Annotated in this window: 19 protein-coding genes; 13 read left to right on the plus strand and 6 right to left on the minus strand. The window is 35.4% G+C overall.

Features of this window, described 5'->3' with window-relative positions:
- Window positions 1-53: 53 nt before the first annotated feature.
- The gene (locus CSE_RS02450) at window positions 54-1,514 is read left to right on the plus strand and encodes a radical SAM protein (RefSeq protein WP_014453062.1); all 1,461 of its coding nucleotides are present in this window, start codon (window positions 54-56) and stop codon (window positions 1,512-1,514) included.
- Window positions 1,515-1,573: 59 nt separating this feature from the next.
- On the opposite strand, the gene CSE_RS02455 is transcribed toward CSE_RS02450, so the two are convergent.
- Together CSE_RS02455 and CSE_RS02460 are read right to left on the minus strand one after the other, a co-directional pair.
- On the minus strand, window positions 1,574-2,440 hold the full coding sequence (locus CSE_RS02455; RefSeq protein ID WP_014453063.1) for an SDR family oxidoreductase: 867 nt from the start codon (window positions 2,438-2,440) through the stop codon (window positions 1,574-1,576).
- 13 nt (window positions 2,441-2,453) lie between these two features.
- Entirely contained in the window at window positions 2,454-2,786 is a 333-nt protein-coding gene (locus CSE_RS02460; RefSeq protein WP_014453064.1) for a hypothetical protein, read from the minus strand.
- Between the two features lie 127 nt (window positions 2,787-2,913).
- On the opposite strand from CSE_RS02460, the gene CSE_RS07860 reads away from it, so the two are divergent.
- The 10 genes from CSE_RS07860 (at window position 2,914) to CSE_RS02505 (ending at window position 13,364) form a co-directional block, all read left to right on the plus strand.
- Window positions 2,914-3,621: an SIMPL domain-containing protein gene (locus CSE_RS07860; protein ID WP_014453065.1), complete on the plus strand. Its 708-nt coding sequence runs from the start codon at window positions 2,914-2,916 to the stop codon at window positions 3,619-3,621.
- Window positions 3,622-3,794: 173 nt separating this feature from the next.
- Entirely contained in the window at window positions 3,795-4,976 is a 1,182-nt protein-coding gene (gene thrC, locus CSE_RS02470; RefSeq protein WP_231837267.1) for a threonine synthase, read from the plus strand.
- Window position 4,977: 1 nt separating this feature from the next.
- Window positions 4,978-7,356, plus strand: a complete 2,379-nt coding sequence (locus CSE_RS02475) for an aspartate kinase (RefSeq protein ID WP_014453067.1) — start codon at window positions 4,978-4,980, stop codon at window positions 7,354-7,356.
- Window positions 7,353-8,378, plus strand: a complete 1,026-nt coding sequence (asd, locus tag CSE_RS02480) for an aspartate-semialdehyde dehydrogenase (RefSeq protein ID WP_014453068.1) — start codon at window positions 7,353-7,355, stop codon at window positions 8,376-8,378. Before CSE_RS02475 ends, asd begins: the two co-directional genes overlap by 4 nt.
- Window positions 8,375-9,400: a hypothetical protein gene (locus tag CSE_RS02485; RefSeq protein WP_014453069.1), complete on the plus strand. Its 1,026-nt coding sequence runs from the start codon at window positions 8,375-8,377 to the stop codon at window positions 9,398-9,400. Before asd ends, CSE_RS02485 begins: the two co-directional genes overlap by 4 nt.
- Window positions 9,401-9,433: 33 nt before the next feature.
- A complete protein-coding gene (locus tag CSE_RS02490; protein ID WP_014453070.1) occupies window positions 9,434-10,633 on the plus strand; it encodes a MalY/PatB family protein in 1,200 nt (399 codons plus the stop codon).
- A gap of 53 nt (window positions 10,634-10,686) precedes the next feature.
- The gene (locus CSE_RS08595) at window positions 10,687-10,818 is read left to right on the plus strand and encodes a hypothetical protein (RefSeq protein ID WP_014453071.1); all 132 of its coding nucleotides are present in this window, start codon (window positions 10,687-10,689) and stop codon (window positions 10,816-10,818) included.
- A 143-nt stretch (window positions 10,819-10,961) separates the two neighbouring features.
- Window positions 10,962-11,819, plus strand: a complete 858-nt coding sequence (locus CSE_RS02495; RefSeq protein WP_014453072.1) for a metal ABC transporter substrate-binding protein — start codon at window positions 10,962-10,964, stop codon at window positions 11,817-11,819.
- A complete protein-coding gene (locus tag CSE_RS02500; protein WP_014453073.1) occupies window positions 11,819-12,601 on the plus strand; it encodes a metal ABC transporter ATP-binding protein in 783 nt (260 codons plus the stop codon). Before CSE_RS02495 ends, CSE_RS02500 begins: the two co-directional genes overlap by 1 nt.
- Window positions 12,519-13,364, plus strand: a complete 846-nt coding sequence (locus CSE_RS02505) for a metal ABC transporter permease (protein WP_083836362.1) — start codon at window positions 12,519-12,521, stop codon at window positions 13,362-13,364. Before CSE_RS02500 ends, CSE_RS02505 begins: the two co-directional genes overlap by 83 nt.
- Here CSE_RS02505 and CSE_RS02510 read toward each other — a convergent pair.
- Entirely contained in the window at window positions 13,361-14,629 is a 1,269-nt protein-coding gene (locus CSE_RS02510; RefSeq protein ID WP_014453075.1) for an N-acetyltransferase, read from the minus strand. The genes CSE_RS02505 and CSE_RS02510 overlap by 4 nt on opposite strands.
- Window positions 14,630-14,733: 104 nt before the next feature.
- On the opposite strand from CSE_RS02510, the gene hrcA reads away from it, so the two are divergent.
- Together hrcA and mtaB are read left to right on the plus strand one after the other, a co-directional pair.
- Window positions 14,734-15,762 carry a heat-inducible transcriptional repressor HrcA gene (gene hrcA, locus CSE_RS02515; RefSeq protein WP_014453076.1) on the plus strand — a complete coding sequence of 343 codons (1,029 nt, stop codon included), beginning with the start codon at window positions 14,734-14,736 and terminating at the stop codon, window positions 15,760-15,762.
- Entirely contained in the window at window positions 15,759-17,003 is a 1,245-nt protein-coding gene (gene mtaB / locus CSE_RS02520) for a tRNA (N(6)-L-threonylcarbamoyladenosine(37)-C(2))-methylthiotransferase MtaB (RefSeq protein WP_014453077.1), read from the plus strand. The genes hrcA and mtaB overlap by 4 nt, the downstream gene beginning before the upstream one ends.
- On the opposite strand, the gene galU is transcribed toward mtaB, so the two are convergent.
- The 3 genes from galU to CSE_RS02535 are packed head-to-tail and all read right to left on the minus strand — an operon-like array spanning window position 16,986 to window position 19,391.
- Complete coding sequence (gene galU / locus CSE_RS02525) at window positions 16,986-17,858, minus strand: UTP--glucose-1-phosphate uridylyltransferase GalU (RefSeq protein ID WP_014453078.1); 873 nt, start codon at window positions 17,856-17,858, stop codon at window positions 16,986-16,988. The genes mtaB and galU overlap by 18 nt on opposite strands.
- 25 nt (window positions 17,859-17,883) lie before the next feature.
- Window positions 17,884-18,663, minus strand: a complete 780-nt coding sequence (locus CSE_RS02530) for a metallophosphoesterase (RefSeq protein WP_014453079.1) — start codon at window positions 18,661-18,663, stop codon at window positions 17,884-17,886.
- Window positions 18,663-19,391, minus strand: a complete 729-nt coding sequence (locus CSE_RS02535; RefSeq protein WP_014453080.1) for a hypothetical protein — start codon at window positions 19,389-19,391, stop codon at window positions 18,663-18,665. The genes CSE_RS02530 and CSE_RS02535 overlap by 1 nt, the downstream gene beginning before the upstream one ends.
- Window positions 19,392-19,414: the final 23 nt, after the last annotated feature.

Here is a 19,414-nt window from a genome sequence, read left to right on the forward strand (position 1 = left end):
GGTGTATAATATATTACCTAAAAAACCAAAAATTTGGTTAAAGGAGGCGTAAGATGAGTATAGGAGAAGAGATAAAGAGAAAGGCTTTATCAAAGAGCATTGAATGGTTTATTGGTTATGTTTATAAAAACCCGGACAAAAATCTTAGGAAAGGATTTGAGACACTATACCGACTTTCAAACACGCTTAACTTTAACCAAATGTTCAAAAACCAAATAAAAAATATCATTGATGTGGTAAGCACTGACACCCCGACAAAAAGATACATTGTAAATTTATTCACCGATACAAGAAAGGATATCCTTCAAAAAATTGCTGTGAATTTCATTGTGAATGCAGGTTGGTATGGTGTGCCCAAACAACATAAAATAACTGTGAGAGAGGGTATAAAAGTCCCCTGGTTTATGCTTGTTGATCCAACAGAAAAGTGTAACTATAACTGTATTGGTTGTTGGGCTGGATCTTATGATAGAGCACATGAATTATCTTTTGAAAGATTTGATAGATTAATGGAAGAAGCAAAAGAACTTGGTATTTACTTTATTGTTGTATCTGGCGGTGAACCAACAATATACCCACATCTTCTTGACATCTTCAAAAAGCATAACGACATGGCATTCATGTTCTATACAAATGGTTCGCTTATAAGCGAAAAGTATGCAGAGCGTCTTGCAGAAGTTGGCAATGCAGTGCCATGTATAAGTGTTGAAGGCTTTAAAGAAAAGACAGACTGGAGAAGAGGACCTGGTGCCTGGGATAGGGTTGTAAAGGCAATGGATAATCTAAAAAAGGCAGGAGTCCCATTTGGATACTCTGTAACTGAAACAAGCAAAAATATTGAAGAAGTTCTTTCAGATGAATTTGTTGACTTCATGATTGATAAAGGTGCAAAGATTGCATGGTACTTCCAATACATACCAACAGGAAAAGACCCTGATATAACTCTCATGCTTACACCTGAACAACGCCTAAAATCCTATAAACGAATAAATGAAATTCGCTCAACAAAGCCTCTCTTTGCTGCAGACTTCTGGAATGATGGCATATATACTGATGGTTGTATTGCAGGTGCAAGAAGTTATCTTCACATTACAGCAGATGGTGGTATCGAGCCATGCGCATTCATACACCTTGCCCAGGGAAACATCAATGAGATAAGTTTAAAGGAAGCACTTCAACTTCCATTCTTTAAAGAGATTCAAAAATTTCAACCATATTCAGATAATTTGCTTAGACCTTGTATGCTTGTCGACAATCCAGATATATTTAGAAAGATAGGGTCACTACCAGGTGTTCGCTCAACAGATGGCACATTAGAGAATATGTATAAAGAAGTTGGAAAACATCTTGATGAACTTTCAAAGAAATGGGAAGAAATTTCTCGTCCTGTCTTTGAGCACGATCATCCAGAAGTTGCAAAAAGAATACGAGAATACAAACAGAGGAAGGAAAAAATTCTCAAAGAAAATGAAGAAAAGATTGAAGCATTTTACCACTCTGGGGAAACTTACTAAAGAAAGGTGGTAGCAAACGTATCTTTAAAAAAGCCCCTCGTATTCGAGGGGTTATTAAATTAAACTAAAGGTTCGAAATCCTTTATATATTTCTTTATGTATTCAATTGTTTTATCCCAAAGTTTTCTTCGCAACTCCTCGTTGTCTGCAACATAAAGGTAGTCTGTAGGTTTTGAGTCTACAAAATAACTGCCCGTAAGGTATTCAATGTCCTTTGCCTTTGACAGATATATGCTTGTTTGCGCTCCCTGTTCTGGTGTTTTTGCTCCCATGAGAAACAAATCTCTTAAAGGCTTTGGGAAATTTGAAAAGAGTCCTGTCCTAACAAGTCCTGGATGAACGGCAAATACATATACGCCTTTGTCCTTTAGTCTCTTTGCAAGTTCAATTGTAAACATAAGAATCATAAGTTTTGAATTACTGTAAGATTGAATGCCATTGTAGTGATTTTTTAATTCAAGGTTATCTAAATTTATCTTACCACCCTTATGCATTGCAGAGGAGACATTGATTATTCTTGAAGGTATGTTTTCAAAGAGAAGTGGCAATAGCGAATGCGTTATGTAAAACGGTGCAAGGTAATTCACCATAAAGGTTTTTTCAATGCCATCATCTGTTAACGTGAGCTTCATGTTCCACGTGCCTGCGTTATTTATTAGGATATCAAGGTTGTGGAATTTTTCTTTGAACCTTGTAAGAAAATCAGAGATTGATTTGAAACTTGAAAGATCTACCTCAAAGAATTCGATATTTTCATTTTTTGATAACTCTTTTGCCTCTTTAAGAACCGCCTCTGCCTTATTTACATCTCTTGCGGTGAAAATTACATTTGCACCCGACTTTGCAAGATCCATCAAGGTTGCCTTACCAATGCCAGATGTTGCCCCTGTTATAAGAACGGTTTTTGAACTAATATTCCACTCCATATTATTTTCTCACTTAAAATTTGAAGTTTTGTGCTAAGTCATAGACACCTGGGATTTTCCAAAATTTTCCCTGAATTGCATAAATAAAGCCAAGAAGAGAAACAACAAAAAGGACAATGCCACCAAGCGAGCCTATAATCCATCCGATTATTGGAATCCAATTAATAATTCCTAAAGCAACTTCAATTAAAAACAAAACAAGCCCTTGTTTTGCATGCTCTACACAGAATTTGCTGTCTCGCTTTACAAGAAGAGGAATTATAAAGAGAATCGAAATGTAGGACAAACTTGCAAGCACCTTATTTTCCTCAATATCTTTTGGGTCAAAATCTTTTAACTCTTCCATATTACCCTCCTATTTTGTATTTTTAAACATTTTACACCAATTTGAATATAAAACAAAATATTAAAATTTATGCACCTAATGGAACTTTTTAGCGAAATTGGATATCTAATTAAAGAGGAGGTAAAATATGAAAAAAGAAAATATTTTTATTATGGTTTTACTTGTATTGATTTTGGCAATTTTAGTATGGATGAACATGCCAAAAGAATCTTTAATTGGAACAACTGTTAATGTTATGGGAACTGCAAAAACAACCATTGCAAAGGATCTGGTTACAGTCACACTTGGTGTTACAACTCAAGATAAAACTGTTAAGGATGCTCTGAGTAAAAACAATGCGGATATCAATAAAGTTATAAATGCACTCAAAAGCATTGGTGTAAAAGGTGAGGATATTCAAACTTCATCATTTTGGATTAACCCTACCTATGACTACAACACACAACCACCAACTCGAACTGGATATAGTGTTGAACATGATCTTACTGTTACAGTTAAGTCAGATCTCATTGGTGATGTTATTAATGCTTCTGCAAATGCAGGCGCAAATGCCTTCTATAATCTTAATTTCAAGGTAAGCAATGAAGATGAAATTAAAAATGGTTTAATCGATAAGGCACTTCTTGATGCAAAATCAAAAGCGGAACAAATCGCAAAGAATATTGGTAAGAAAGTTGTTGATTATAAAATTGTTTCCTATGAGTATATAGGACAACCAACGGCTACACCAATCTTTGGAGGCGGCGGAGGCGAGGGGATGGGTGCAGGTGTACCTATTGAAATAGGCTCGAATGAAATAGAAGTAAGAGTCTATGTGACGTTTGTTTTGAAATAGCCAGAGCGTATTTAAAAGGGCGTTTTTTTCCACCAAATTTTATTTTAATTTTTCTTTTCAAAATTTGCAATTTTTATTATAATTATCCCAATATGGAAAGGGTACTTAAATGTATTAGGTGTGGAAAAACTTATGATATTTTTTCATCCAAAACTCGCTGTGAGTGTGGAGGATTGCTTGAAGTAAGCATAAAAGACGAACTAACTCCCTCGTTAAAGGATGAATTTCTTAAAAGAAGGGAGTCGTTTAAGCCTTATGATCAAAGTGGTGTTTGGCGATACAGGGAATTTGTGCTTGATATTGAAGAAGACTCAATTGTTACACTCCCCGAGGGTAGAACAAATCTCTACAAAAAAGTCGTTGATGGAATGGAAGTTTACTTTAAACACGAAGGAGAAAATCCCACTGGTTCTTTTAAGGATAGGGGAATGACTGTTGGTGTAACTGTTGCTAAGAAACTTGGATTTAAAATTACAGCGTGTGCCTCAACGGGCAATACTTCAGCATCTCTTTCAAGTTATTCTGCACATGCAGGACTTAAAAGTGTTGTTTTTATTCCTAAAGGCAAGGTTGCTTTTGGCAAGTTATCGCAGGCTCTTTCGTATGGTGCAAATGTACTGGAAATAGCATCCGATTTTGACTATGCAATGAAACTTGTAGAAGAGGCAAGTTATGAATACAAACTTTATCTTCTTAATTCTTTAAACCCGCTTCGCCTTGAAGGACAAAAGACAATTATTATAAATACGCTTGAAGAACTCAATTTTAACGTCCCCGATTGGATTATTTTGCCTGGTGGCAACCTTGGAAATACCTCTGCATTTGGAAAGGCACTAAAAGAACTTTATGAATTTCATTTTATTGACAAAATTCCACGCCTTGCAGTTATTCAGGCAGAAGGTGCTTCACCATTCTATAATGCTTTCAAAAATGATTTTAAAACATTTGAGCCAATGAAAGCGGAGACCATTGCAACAGCAATTCGCATTGGAAATCCCGTAAACTACGAAAAGGCAGTGCAATCCATTAAATTTACGAATGGTGTTGTTGAAAGTGTAACTGATGACGAAATCCTTGAAGCAAAAAAGGACATTGATAACCTTGGCATTGGTTGTGAACCATCGAGTGCTTCAACACTTGCAGGATTAAGAAAACTCCGAAAGAATGGCATCATTAAAAAAAGCGACACAGTTATTTTAATTCTTACAGGTAATATTTTGAAAGACCCTGACACATCAATTAGTTTGCATACGGGAAAAATTAAAAATGTCCCAATTGAAAATAGATTTTTTGAAATCATTACACTCAAAGACCTTGAAAATACTTTAAAGAAAATCACATCGGAGGTATCTTAGTATGCTTGTTTTAAAATTTGGTGGAACTTCCGTTGGCAATGCAAAAGCGATTAAGCAGGTTTATGAGATTGTTAAAAATATTCCTGAATCAAAAATTGTCGTTGTGTCTGCAATGAGTGGTATAACAGATAGCCTCATAAAAGCGGGTAATCTTGCCGTCTCAGGTAATGAGGGTTTCAAGGATGTATTAGATGCAATAAGAAAGAAGCACAATGATACTTCGGTTGAGCTTTTTGGGGGCACTCTTGAATCGGTTAATGAATTGCTTAGTGAACTTGAGCAAATCCTTTTTGCAGTGTTTAAGTTAAGGGAGCTTTCTGACAAGGCAAATGCGCTTATCCAATCCTTTGGGGAGCGTCTCAATGCGCGAGTTGTTTCAAAGTATTTTCAAAGTATGGGACTTAAGTCTGCACCTATTGATGCAACAACATTCCTTATAACAACTCCTGATTTTCTTGATGCAAACCCAATGTATGAGGAAAGTAAAAAGCGAGCAGAAAAAATCTTTGGGAGATACTTAAGAGAGGGATTTACTCCCGTTGTAACAGGATATATTGGCGCAACTTTTGATTCATCAATAACAACCCTTGGGCGTGGGGGAAGTGATTTCTCTGCAACAATTTTAGGAAGAATTCTTGATGCAAGGGAAGTGTGGATTTATACAGATGTAAATGGGGTTTTAACAGCTGACCCAAAAATCGTGCACGATGCAAAGACAATTGAAAAGTTGAGTTATGCAGAGGTAAGAGAGTTGTCTTATTTTGGTGCAAAAGTCATGCACTCGAAATCCCTTATCCCTGCAATGGAAAAGCATATTCCAATTAGAGTTTTAAATACGTTTGATCCAAATGGTCCGCATACTCTTATTTCAGACGAAACGGCATTTTTAGGGCCAAAGGCAGTTACATCCATAAAGGATATTGCGCTTGTTTCCGTTGAAGGGAAGGGGATGCAGGGGCTTAAAGGTGTATCAAAAAGGATTTTTGATGTTGCAAGCAAAGAAAATGTAAATATAATAATGATTGCACAGTCCTCATCAGAGCAGACTGTTGACCTATTCGTTAAGGATAGCGATGTTGATATCTTTGTTAAAGGCCTTGAAAAAGAGTTTGAGAGAGAACTTCAACTCGAACTCATCGATAAAATCTCTTCAAAGAGAAACCTTTCTATTATTTCAATTGTAGGAGATGGTCTTAACAATGACGAAGCACTTCACAAAGAGATTTTTAGAATTTCTTATGGATATGGCTTCAAAATCCTTTCTATTGTGCAGGGGTCATCAGAAAATAGTCTTTCGTTTGTTGTTAAAAGAGGTGACGTTTCAAAAAGTATAAACGCACTTCATAGCGAACTTGGTCTTGCAAAACCGAATACAAAAACAATAAACATCTTCCAATTTGGTGTAGGCTCTGTTGGAAAGGAACTCATAAAACTTATCAAGGAAAATGAATTTCATTTTGAGAAAGACCTTCATCTTCGTTTGCGTTATGTTGGACTTGCAAGGTCAGGAAGTTTTGCAAAAGGTGATGAGGTTGACGCACACATATTAAATTGGGACTTTAATTTCAAGAATACAGGCTTACCTTTGAATTACATAATAACGCTTCCCAAAAACACAGTAATAGTTGATGTGACAAATTCTGATACAATTGGAATGGATCTCCTTGAACTTCTTTCGTTGGGATATAATGTAGTAACATCAAACAAGAAAAACCTTGCAACAGATTATCAAACTTTCAAAAAATTTACAACCGAAAAAGGAAAATTTCTTTTTGAAACAACAGTTGGCGCTTCCCTTCCAATAATTAAGGTAATAAGGGACTTTATAAATTCAGGTGATGAAGTTTACAAAATTGTTGCGCTTCCCTCTGGCACGTTATCATTCATTTTTACGCTTGTAAATAGAGGAGCATCTTTGAAAGATTCAATTTTAAAGGCAGTTGAGTTGGGTTATACAGAGCCAAATCCTGTTGACGACCTTGTTGGTATGGATTTACTTAGAAAGGGGAAAATTCTTTCCTATGTTATAGGAAAAGATTTTAAAGAAAATGATATTGAATTTGAATGTTTTACGAAGGCAAAAACACTTGATGAATTTTTCGAAGATGACCTTTTAAATTTTGAAAAACGCATAAAAGAACTTTCAAAAAATGGAGTTGTGTATCCTGTTGTTGAAATTGAAGATAAATTGAGGATCAGGCTAAAAAGTTTTCCTAAGGACTCTACCTTTGCAACCCTTAAAGAGGGAGAAAACATCTTTGAAATTTATCTAAAAAACTTTTCAGGAATACCAATAACAATAAGAGGCCTTGGAGCAGGACTTAGGATTACAGCAGAGGGTGTGCTTCAAGACATTTTAAGTTTGGAGGCATATATATGAAAAAGCAAGTTGCAATTATGGGTGCAACAGGAATGGTGGGGCAACGGTTTGTAAGCCTCTTAGAGAACCACCCATTTTTTGAAGTTACAAGCCTTTATGGGAGCAAAAGAAGTGCGGGAAAAAAGTATAAGGATGCTGTTCAGTGGGTTTTGGAGAAAGATATACCAGAATATGCAAAGAGTATAGTTTTAAAATCTTTTGAAGATTCGCCTACTGTTCAAGAAAACATTGTATTTTCAGCACTTCCTTCGGATGTTGCAAACACACTTGAAACAGAACTTGCAAAAAGTGGGCATTTTGTTTTTTCAAATACATCATCTCACAGATACGATGAGTTTGTGCCTATTTTAATTCCCGAGGTAAATCCTGACCATATCGAGGCAGTAAAGTTCCAAGGGACAAAAGGTTTCATTGTTACAAATGCAAATTGCTCCACAACCGGTCTTGTGATACCTTTAAAGGCACTATTAGATAGATTTAAGATAAGTGATCTTTTTGTTGTGACAATGCAAGCAATTTCTGGTGCAGGCATTCATGGGCTTTCTGCTCTGGAAATCCATGGAAATGTTTTACCATACATTGAAAAGGAAGAGGAAAAGATTGAAATCGAAACAAAAAAGATTTTAGGAAAATTCGTTCAAAAGTTTACAGATTTTGATATCAATATATTTGCAAGAACAAACAGAGTGCCTGTGCGTGAAGGACACACTGAAGTGGTTTTCTTAAAGGTTGAGGCATATTTGCCTGAAATTATAAGTGCTCTTAGAGATTTTAGAGGACTTCCACAGGAACTAAAGCTTCCTACTGCTCCCCTAAAACCAATTATCATTTTTGAGGACCCTTTAAGGCCGCAGCCTGTGCTTGATGTAAATAACGGAAATGGAATGAGTGTAAGTGTTGGAAGAATAAGACTAAAAGGTGGTATTTTGACCTTCACCGTTCTTTCTCATAATACAATTCGAGGGGCTGCAGGTGGGAGTATTCTTAATGCAGAACTTGCATACGTAAAGGGGCTTATATGATGTTCAAAAGAGGCAACTTAAACGATATTTTTAACGATTACATCGTATTTAGAGAACTCAATCCTGTTAGAAGGTCGCTTCCAAATTTTGAAATGCTCAAAGATAAACTTGGGCTTCAAACACTTCCACGTAAAAAAGACAAAGATTATGCAATTGTCCTTTCGGAAATCCTAAAAAGTGCAATGGATTTTTCAAATATAATTTATCTTGGCGATACGTTTCTTTCCGATCTTACAGTGATAAAAAACCTTAAGGAATTAGGATTTGATGTTTTTGGAGTCATTACAGACGAAGAGGCAAAGAATACAAATTCACCGCATGGATACGTTGTTTTTAACGATAGTTGGTCAAAAGTTAAGGATCTTGTTTTCGATAAGATTAGTGATAAAACAATTCTTGTTATTGACATTGATAAAACGGCAATTGGGGCACACGGAAGAAACCATTTGCCAATTGATAAGGCAAGGACTGACGCTATAGTTTCTCTTGCTGAGACAATTTTTGAAAAGCACTTTGACACAGCCGAAGAAGAAAATTTTTTAAAACTCTATAAGTCGATCCACACGAAGGACCTTTTACATTTTACCCAAGATAATCAGGATATTGTATCAATTGTAGCGCTTATTATTTACTCAAATGCAATTTCTTTTGATGAATTTTTAAGACGCGCAAACACAATCTCCTTTGAAGAATTTATCGAAGGTATTAATGTTTCAGGACTTATTCAAGGGCTTGTTCAGGAAGTGAAGGATAATGTTATTAAAAAGTCGCCGACACTATTCCCAACATTTAGAAAAATAGAACTTGAAAAAACCCTTGCCCGAATGGATTATTTGCCTTCCGATACGCCGCTTGAAACACTTTTTTCTGAAGAAATCCTTATAACAGGTGAAGTTTTCGAGATAGGGACATATGTACTTTCAAAAGGTGCAATTGTGTTTGGAGTTTCTGACAAGCCTGAAATCGCATCATTTTCTGAAGATAAGTCAATTTTTACTAAAGTTATGAAGATTTATCCATAGCATTTAAGTAGTAGATTGATATAGAGGTGAATTATGAAATATAACTTTGATGAGGTTGTAGAAAGAATTGGCACTGCATCCTATAAGTGGGATGGGGTTAAGATGATATTTGGCGATAGTAATGTTCTTCCTATGTGGGTTGCGGACATGGATTTTAAAATCGCAAAACCAATAACAGATGCAATTCTAAAAAGAGCAGAGCATGAAATCTATGGATATACGACGGTTCCTGATTCGCTAATTGAAGCAGTAATTGAGAGGCTTAAAAGAAAGTACGATTGGGATGTGAAGCCTGAGTGGCTTGTTTTTACGCCAGGAGTTGTTCCTGCACTTTACACGGCGGTTAAGGCTTTTGCAACTATTGGCGATAGCGTTCTTGTTCAAGAGCCAGTGTATTATCCATTTTTCCACGCAATAAGGGACAATGGGGCGCATATTGTAAGTTCTGATTTGAAACTTGTGGACGATCACTACGAAATTGATTTTGATGATCTTGAAAGAAAATTTTTACCCAGGCAAGGTCTTACACCAACACCTCAGAGGATTAGGGCGATGATTATGTCAAATCCGCATAATCCTGTTGGAAGAGTTTTTACAAAAGAGGAACTTGAAAGAATTGGAGAAATTGTTTTAAAGCACGATGCGGTTATGATTTCTGACGAAATTCACTGTGAAATTGTTTACAAGGGGCACAAACATATACCATTTGCAACAATTTCAAAGGAGTTTAGAGATAACTCCATTACTTGTATGTCTGCAAGTAAAACTTTTAACCTTGCAGGACTTGAAACGTCTTTCGTTATAATTCCCAGTGATAAACTTCGTGCGCGCTTCATAGAGGCAAAAGGGAGAATTCTTTCAACGCCAAATGCCTTTGGGCTTGTTGCGATGGAAGCGGCATTTAGATGCGGTGATGAGTGGCTTTCACAACTCCTTGAATATCTTGAAGAAAATCTAAATTTTCTTAAGGATTTTGTGGAAAAAAGAATTCCAAAGGTAAAAGTCATAAAACCTGAAGGCACATACCTTGCATGGCTTGACTTTAGGGAGCTTGGTATGAATGAATTTGAACTAAGCGAATTTTTACGTAAGAAAGCGTTGGTTGGTCTTGACGATGGATACATCTTTGGTGAGTCAGGCAAAGGCTTTGCAAGATTAAATTTTGCAACTCCCAGAGTAATTCTTGAAGAAGGCCTTAGACGAATTGAAAAAGCAATAAAAGAGATTTTATGAATGTCTTAAACATTTGATTTTAGTATGTTTTGCAATTTTCGAAGAATAGATAATTGGAAGATTTAACGGACTTATTTCAAATTGATGGGCTTGGGATAGAGAATTCATTACCTATACTTGCAGATAAAACTTTATCTTTCAATTTTTATCTAAAAAGACTTTTTGGTATTAACCGAGCAATTTAAAAATCCCTTTGCATAATATGATTTTTTTGACTTTATAATGAATCATTATTTATCAAATTTAGTATTTCAAACATCTTCAAAAGCCATTTTGCCCCCTTCTATCCTTAATTAAACTCCGTGCTATAATATACAGGGTGATTGAGATGAAAAAAGTTATTGCTTTAATTCTTATTTTGCTTTTGGGGACATTTTTTACGGGATGTGGAATTAGCAACAAGAGTTCGAAATTGAAGGTTGCGGTTACGATTTATCCTTTTTATGATGCAGTGAAATCGATTGCAGGAGACCTTGCAGATGTTGTTGTAATTGTTCCGCCGGGAAGTTCGCCACACACATATGTACTTACGCCACAGGATATTAAAAACCTTGAAGGTGTTTCGGTAATTTTTGAAAATAATTTCGGGCTTGAGGAATTTTTAAGTTCGGTTATTTCATCGCTTAACGCAAAGGTTGTTAATGTGTCGGAGTCATTAAAAAGTATTGTTGATGCAAATGGAGGCAATCCTCACTTGTGGCTTAATCCAGAGTATTTTGTAGTTCAGAGCGAGACAATTAAAAATACGTTTGTTGAACTTGATCCAGCGCACAAGGATACCTATGAAAGAAACTTTGAAGCATATAAAAGCGAAATTCTTTCAAAAGCAACAGAGTTGAAGCAAAAGTTAACTACACTTAAAAATAGAAATGTAATCACATTCCACGATGCTTTTCCGTATTTTGCAGAGTATTTTGGACTGAATATCCTTTCCTCGGTTGAGCCTGACCCAAACAAAATGCCAACACCCAAGCAAATCATAGATATTGAGAATCTCATAAAAAAATACAATGTGAAGGTTGTCTTCAAAGAACCACAACTCTCATCTGATATTTATAAATCGATTGTTGCAGATACAGGTGTTAAAGTTGTTGATTTAAACCCATTGGGAGATGGAGTTAAGATAAAGACGTATATTGAGTTAATGGAGTATAATGTAAATGTGATTTACGATGCATTAAAATAATGGAAAACTCAATTCTTGAAGTTCAAAATTTGTGTGTGAAGTTCAATGAAAGTATTGTTTTACATGATGTTTCGTTTAAAATTTCTGAAGGGCAGTTTGCAGTTATATTGGGGCCAAATGGTGCAGGAAAAACTACACTTCTTAAAGCAATCTTAGGACTTATTCCATTTGAAGGCACAATAAGGATATTCGGCAAAGATCCCGAAGAATTAACCACCGAAGAGAGATTGAAAATTGCCTATGTACCGCAGCGTTTTGAAGGTGTAAAAAGTTTGCCAATGACTGTTTATGAATTTCTTTCACTTTCTATGCAACCTGGGAAAAGAAATATAAAAGATATAATAAATGAGTTTGCAACAGTTGGAGATGTGAATCGCCTTCTTTCAAAACAGATTTCCCACCTTTCAGGCGGAGAACTTCAAAGGGTTTTAATTGTAAGAGCACTTCTATCCAAACCAAAACTTATGCTTTTTGATGAGCCTTTTTCAGGCGTTGATAAAATCGGCGAGCGTGCGTTTTATGAATTCTTACAGTATACAAAGGAAACTTATAATGTTACAATCCTTCTTGTATCGCACGATGTCTATAACATAACTAAAATTGCAGATGTTGCTGTATGTGTAAATAAAAGGCTTGTATGTTTTGGCACGCCAGAGAGTGTATTTCTTGAGGAAAACTTTGTGCTTGTTTTTGGAGAGGATGTTTCAACTTATAAACATAAGATTTGCAAGGAAGGAGGGCCGTGCGAATTTTACGCAGAAGATGAATCCCATAATCATTAGAACTCTTTTAGTAGGAATTCTAACAAGTTTTTTATGTGCCTTAATTGGTGTTTTCGTAGTTATAAGGAAAATGTCCTTTTTTGCGCACGCAGTATCGCATGCCTCACTTGCAGGTGTTGCTCTTGCATATCTTACAAATACAAACCCATTTATTGGGGCAATTGGAGTGGGGCTATTAACGGGCCTCGGGGTTTCCTATTTTGTTGAGAAGTCGCAACTTTTCTCTGATACAATTATTGGAATTCTCCTTCCTTTTTCAATGAGTGTAGGACTTATTCTTGTTTCTTTTGTAAAAGGCTATAAACCAGACTTAATGAGTTATCTTTTTGGAGATATACTTTCAACGTCAAAATTTGATGTAATACTAATTCTTGTGATTTCGATACCGATTTTGGTGCTTGCTTTGTTTCTTATGAGAAGGTTCATTCTTATTGCTATTGATAGTGATTTTGCAAGAATTAGAGGCTACAACGTTATTGCCATTGATTATATTTTTATGGCCGTATTGTCTTTAATTGTCTTGATCTCTACAAAAATTGTTGGAATAATTCTTGTCTCTGCACTTGTCGTTATTCCACCTGCAACGGCACTGAATATTTCAAAAAATATGAGAGAAACTTTTATTTATTCCGTTGTATTTGGTGTTGCTGGAAGTGTTCTCGGTATTCTTGCTTCTTATGTATTTAATTTGCCCACAGGTCCTGCGATTGTTTTTGTGATATCAATGATTTTTCTTATAAGTCTAATGTTTAAGAAGAGTTAGTATCTTATGTTGTAAACCCTCCAGGTTAGCCCTACTGTGCCCATCTTCATAAGCGGGTTTGTCATATTGAGGTTTGTATCTGCAATTTGCGAGGCAGATGCGTATTCCATACCAAGACTTGTGCCAACATCAAATGTCCTTTTATAGAGAAGAGCATCAAGGCCAGTTCGTTTTTTGAGAAGACCTAAGATAAAGATTCTTGCACTCTTGAATTTTTTACTTTTTAAGCGCCTCGTTATTTCCCTAAATATGATAAGATCCCTGTATGTATCGCTTAAAGAGAGCGGGAAACTCTTGGGATAGAATTTCTTGAAAATTTTATCATCAACTTCTTTTATCACTTCATTTATATTAGGAATTGTTACAGATACACCAATAGCATTTCCATTTTCCTCTACAATGTAGATAAGTTCAGGAAGCGCAATCTGTTTAAGGGAAGCTGCAATATAGTTAAACTCCTCATCACTAAATTTTTCAAACTGTGGATGCTCAATTGTATCCCATGCAGCATTATAAATTTTTCTTATCTTTTCAATTTCATTTGCGTAATCTTTGAGATTTGCATCTCTAATTACGATGCCTTCTTTCCGAAGTTTTTCTTCGATATTGAGGCTGTTATTTAGAATTGCTGTAACTCGTTCCATATATTGCGAGGCTTTCTCTTGATCAATAATGAATGAGAACCAGTCGTTTTCCTTTTCACCATATTGGTCAAAAATTTCTTTGTAATATGGAGGATTGTAAGGTTCCATTGGCATTGGTGTATGTTCGAAACCATCTATTAGAAGTCCAGCCTCACCTGATGCGTTAAATCTCATAGGACCAATAATTTTTGTGCAACCTTCGTTTTTGAGGTCTTTTATTGCTTCATCGAGAAGTTTATACCCAATTTCTCTTGTCTCTGCCTCAAAAAGTCCAATGATGCCAATACGTCCTTGATATTTTTTTTCTTTATAATTTCTATCAATAAGAGAGGCAACTCTTCCGACAGGCTTTCCGTTTTCTTCATAAAGATAGTACTGAAGGTAATCAAGATGTTTGAAAAAAGGGTTATATCCCGGTAAAAACTTTTTTAACCTTATTCTATCGGGGTTTAAGTCTTGAAGTTCTTGAAGAAGCAATGGAAAAACTTTTTTTGATTCAGCACTTCTATACCAAGAAATAAAGAATGGCACGGATACAAACGCTTTTAAGTCTTTTAAGAGTATGTTGAAGTTCGATACTCTCTCACTTGAATGTGGCTCTTCGATAAGTTTTCTTATCATATTAATCACCCTTTCCTTTAAAGTCCAAAGTTTCAAAAATTATTTATCAAATGATTATACTTAAAATCAAATTACATCAAAATTTGTGTTATAATATATATGCTATGGAACTTGACAAAAGAAAATCCGAAGTGCTAAAAGAGGTTGTAAAAGAGTATATTGAAACAGGAGAGCCAGTCTCTTCTGAACGGGTTTCTCGTAGTGTTAATTTTCCTATTTCTCCTGCAACCGTGAGGAATTATATGGCAGAGTTAGAAGAAATGGGCTTTCTATCACAGGTTCATGCATCTTCAGGCAGGATACCTACCACAAAGGGCTTTAGGTATTTTGTAGAAGAATCTTTAAAAGAAAAAAGGCGTTTAAAATTATCGGAGATAAAACTTCCAGAACCAGAAAGAATTAAAAACCTTTCTGAAATACTTTCTCAAATTTCAGAACTAATTTCTAAGTATACCAATGAAATTTCGTTAGTTGTCTCTCCCTGCTTTGAGGATGAAAAATTGCGATATATTCATTTCTTTTTAGCAACAAATCTACTTTTTACGGTAATTGTTACAACTACGCAAACAACAGAGGCAATCCTTCTTGGTAATTACGAACTAACTGAGGAAAATTTACGGTTTATTGAAAACTTCCTAAATGAAAAACTGAAAAATAGTACACTTAAAAGTGCCTTGAGAGATATTCTTGATAATAGTTTTTACATTGAAGAATTGGGTAAACAGTTTGCAGTTGTCGTAGGAAGATTTTATGAGGCACTTAAAAATGAATATGAAAAAAGACGAACTAAAGAAATATTCATAAGAGGAATTTCAAATCTTCTTACTACACAAATACAAATCGCCGAGGAAAGACTCAAATTTTTGTTAAACATCTTGGAAGAAAAGAAAGCACTTGAGAAAATATTAAATGATGTTTCAAAAGATGAAAAATTGCAACTTGTTATAGGAGAGGAAAATAAGTTGCCAGAACTTTGGGACTATAGTCTCATTACTGTAAAATATTCAATTAAAGAACTTGAAGGCACTCTTGGTCTATTGGGTCCAATAAGAATGGATTATATCAAGGGAATTTTCGTTCTTGAGGAAATTGCAAATAAACTTGAGCAACTTTCGGAAAAGATCTTAGGATGACTTTTGCAATCTTTACATTAGGTTGTAAGACAAATCAATACGAGTCCGAATTGATGAGGGAATCTCTCCTTAATGCAGGATATTCAGAAGTTAATTTTAAGGATATTGCAGATATATATATCGTTAACTCGTGTGTTGTAACCGAAAAGGCAGAGCGAGAAACACGAAAAGCGCTGAATGAGGCACTTAGAAGAAATCCCAAGGCAATGGTAATTCTCACAGGTTGCTATGTGAAACTCCACAATGAAGATCGGATTTTAAGAGTTTATTTTTATCGCGGCTCCAAAAGTAAAATTTCAGATTTTATAAAAACAGGTGTTGAAGAACACACAAAAGAAGACGAAAGAATAGAGAGTTTTCTTGAGCGCTCACGTGCTTTTGTTAAAATTGAAGAAGGATGTAATAACTTTTGCACATATTGTATTGTGCCGTTTGTCCGTGGTTATGAGATTAGGAGTAAAAAGAAAGAACTCGTAATTGATGAAGTAAAAAGACTTGTTGACAAAGGATTTAAAGAGATAGTGCTTACGGGAACAGAGATTGGAAAGTATGGCGTTGACCTTGGCATTACTCTTGTAGATCTTATAAAGGAATTAAAGAAAATTGATGGTTTAAAAAGACTTAGAATATCTTCAATACACCCAAAGCACGTAAGCGATGAACTCATTTACGAATTTAAAGAGCCTTACGCACTTCAACCGCATCTGCATATATCACTCCAATCGGGTGATAACGAAGTTTTGAAGAGGATGAACAGAGGTTACACAAGGGAAGAGTATTTAGAAATTGTTGAGAAATTGCGAAGTATTGATCCAAATTTTTCTATTTCAACAGATATAATCGTAGGTTTTCCTTTTGAAACAGAGCATGCATTCTTTAATTCTTTATCAATAATAAGAGAGGTTACTTTCTCGAAAGTGCATGTGTTTAGGTATTCAAAGAGACCTTTTACGCCAGCATTTTACTTCAAGGAAAGCGTCCCTGAGATTACAAAAACCGTGCGAAGCGAACGCACGCGAGAATTTGCAAATATAATTGCAAAGGAATTTAAAGAGCATTTTGTGGGAGATATAGTTGAAGTGCTTGTTGAAGAAGAAGCAAATGGTGTTTTAGTAGGCTTTACGCCTTATTATCTTAAAGTTGAATTTAGAGGAAAGGCACCCATAAATTCATTTGCAAATGTAAGAATTATGCGAGTTGAACCTGAAGTGATGTATGGTGAATTAGTCTCCTTTGCATAGGTCTTTTAGATACTTCTTTAATTCTTCTTTTAGGTCCTCCCTTTTAAAAGAGAAGGCAATATTTGCCTTGATGAGGCCTAACTTTTCGCCAACATCATAACGCGTGCCTTCAAATTCATATGCATAAACATGTTCTTTTAATAGAAGTTTTCTTATTGCATCAGTTAGTTGTATTTCCCCATTTTTTCCAGGTTCTGTTTTTTCCAGTGCTTCAAAAATTGTATGGTTCAAAATATATCTTCCAACAATTGCAAGGTTTGACGGTGATTCCATTGGGTCTGGCTTCTCAATAAGATCTTTCACTTCATAAATACGATCTCCAATCTTTTTTGCTTCAATCACTCCATATGATTTAACTTCACTTATAGGCACTTTCATAACCGCAATGACATTCCCACCATACTTTTTGTGAATTTCAATCATTTGTTTTAAAACAGGCACATCTGCATCTATAATGTCATCTGCAAGAAGCACTCCAAAGTATTCATCATTTATAAATCCCTTTGCATGGTATACAGCATCCCCTAAGCCTCTTGCAAGTTTCTGTCTTACATAGAAAATTGAAGCAAGCTCGCTTGTTTCTCTTACTATCTTTAAAAGGTCATGCTTTCCCTTTTGTTCAAGTTCCTGTTCAAGTTCAATAGCATAATCAAAGTAATCCTCGATTGCTCTTTTTCCTCTTCCAGTTATAAGTAAGATGTCCTTAATGCCCGAATCTATTGCCTCTTCTACGACATATTGAACAGCCGGTTTATCAACAATGGGAAGCATTTCTTTTGGTTGTGATTTAGTTATTGGAAGAAGCCTTGTTCCAAATCCACCTACCGGAATTACCACTTTCTTAATCTCTTTCATGATACCACCGCCTTTCCAATCAATATTATATCTTTCCAATAAGAATTTCAGGTTTTGCACAAATTCTTATTGGAAAATGACTTTCTCCTATGCCCTTATTAACATACATTGTTGTATTTTTTTCCTTAAATAATCCATAAAGGAATCGTGAGCCATACTTTGATGGTGCATAAAGAGCAAATTTAACAAAGGGTAATTTGATTTGTCCACCATGCATATGGCCGCTCAAAATTAGGTTTATACCCTCATCTCTTCCTTCGTAAAAGATATCGGGAGAGTGTGATAAAAGAATTGTATATAAGGATTTATCAATTCCTTTAACTGCCTTTACAAGGTTAGCCCTTTTTGTATATGGGTCGCTTATGCCGACGATATTTATTTTAATATTATCCTTTTCATAAATTACATGCTCATCTTCAAGGACGATAATGTGGAGATTTTTTAAATCTGTGCGAAGTTTATTCAAATCTTTTACCTTGTAATCCCAATTTCCAAAGACAAAGTAAACAGGCTTTCTGAGTTCCACGATTTTTTTGAGGTAATCGTAGCCTACGAATTTTTTCCTGTAATTTACAATGTCTCCTGTTATAAAGATAAGGTCTATCGATTCCTCTTGTAAAATTTCAAGGATTTTTTTCTCACGTATGCTTTCTCTTGAAAAGTGAATATCAGAAAGATGAGCAAACTTTATATTGAAGTAATTACCAAACGCAATTTTTGTTTTTCTAATCCAAAAACGCTCCGCAAAATATCCATATGCGAGGATTAAGAATATTATTGCAGCGACTACTGTTGGAAGCATCATTATCTAATTTCTTTTCTCCGGATGAATTTGCTTCCCTCCATAGTTATAAGGAGCACATCAATAGGCCCACCAACTGTTTTTGGTCGTGCTTGAAATCTCATTGTATCAATTGTTGTTTGTATCGCATACACTGCAAAGTCTATTGCGTCCTGAAGCGGCATAGCATCCCAAAGGATTGGTGCCTTTGGAACCTCAAAAAAGTTTCCGTTTGGATTTTTTATAAAAACGGGATTTAAAATTTCATTTAGAATATCTCCTTCGCCACCCCAACTTGCACCATATACAACCTTTCTTAATTCAGTTGAGTAATTCACACGCAATTTTTCGTTTCTTTTAATATTTATGTGATAGACATACGGGACACTACTTTTACCCTCTTTTACATAGCCTGCTATGTGGAAGGAGGTGTCTGCATTTGGGAAGGAAGTTCGAAAGAAATTCAAAAGTTTATTTGTGATTTCTTCAACGGTATCATGAGGTTGGACAATTTCTTCTTCAAACTTCTGTATGTAAAAATCCATAGGAATTCCACCCAAAAAAGTTTCGCCAAAAGTTGATATGCCTACATTGTTTTTTGAGAGAAGAAATGTTTTATATACATAGTCAGAACTTACAATTGGAATTGGGGTTGAATTCGGAATATCTTGCCTCTGTAGGGATACTGTTTGTCTACTATCTGACGCCATCACTATGCCAGAGGGCACATACACGGTAACAATCAAAGACATATTTGCCTCCTATTTTTGAAGTC

Origin of the sequence: Caldisericum exile AZM16c01 (genome assembly GCF_000284335.1) — a bacterium.
Lineage (GTDB): Bacteria > Caldisericota > Caldisericia > Caldisericales > Caldisericaceae > Caldisericum > Caldisericum exile.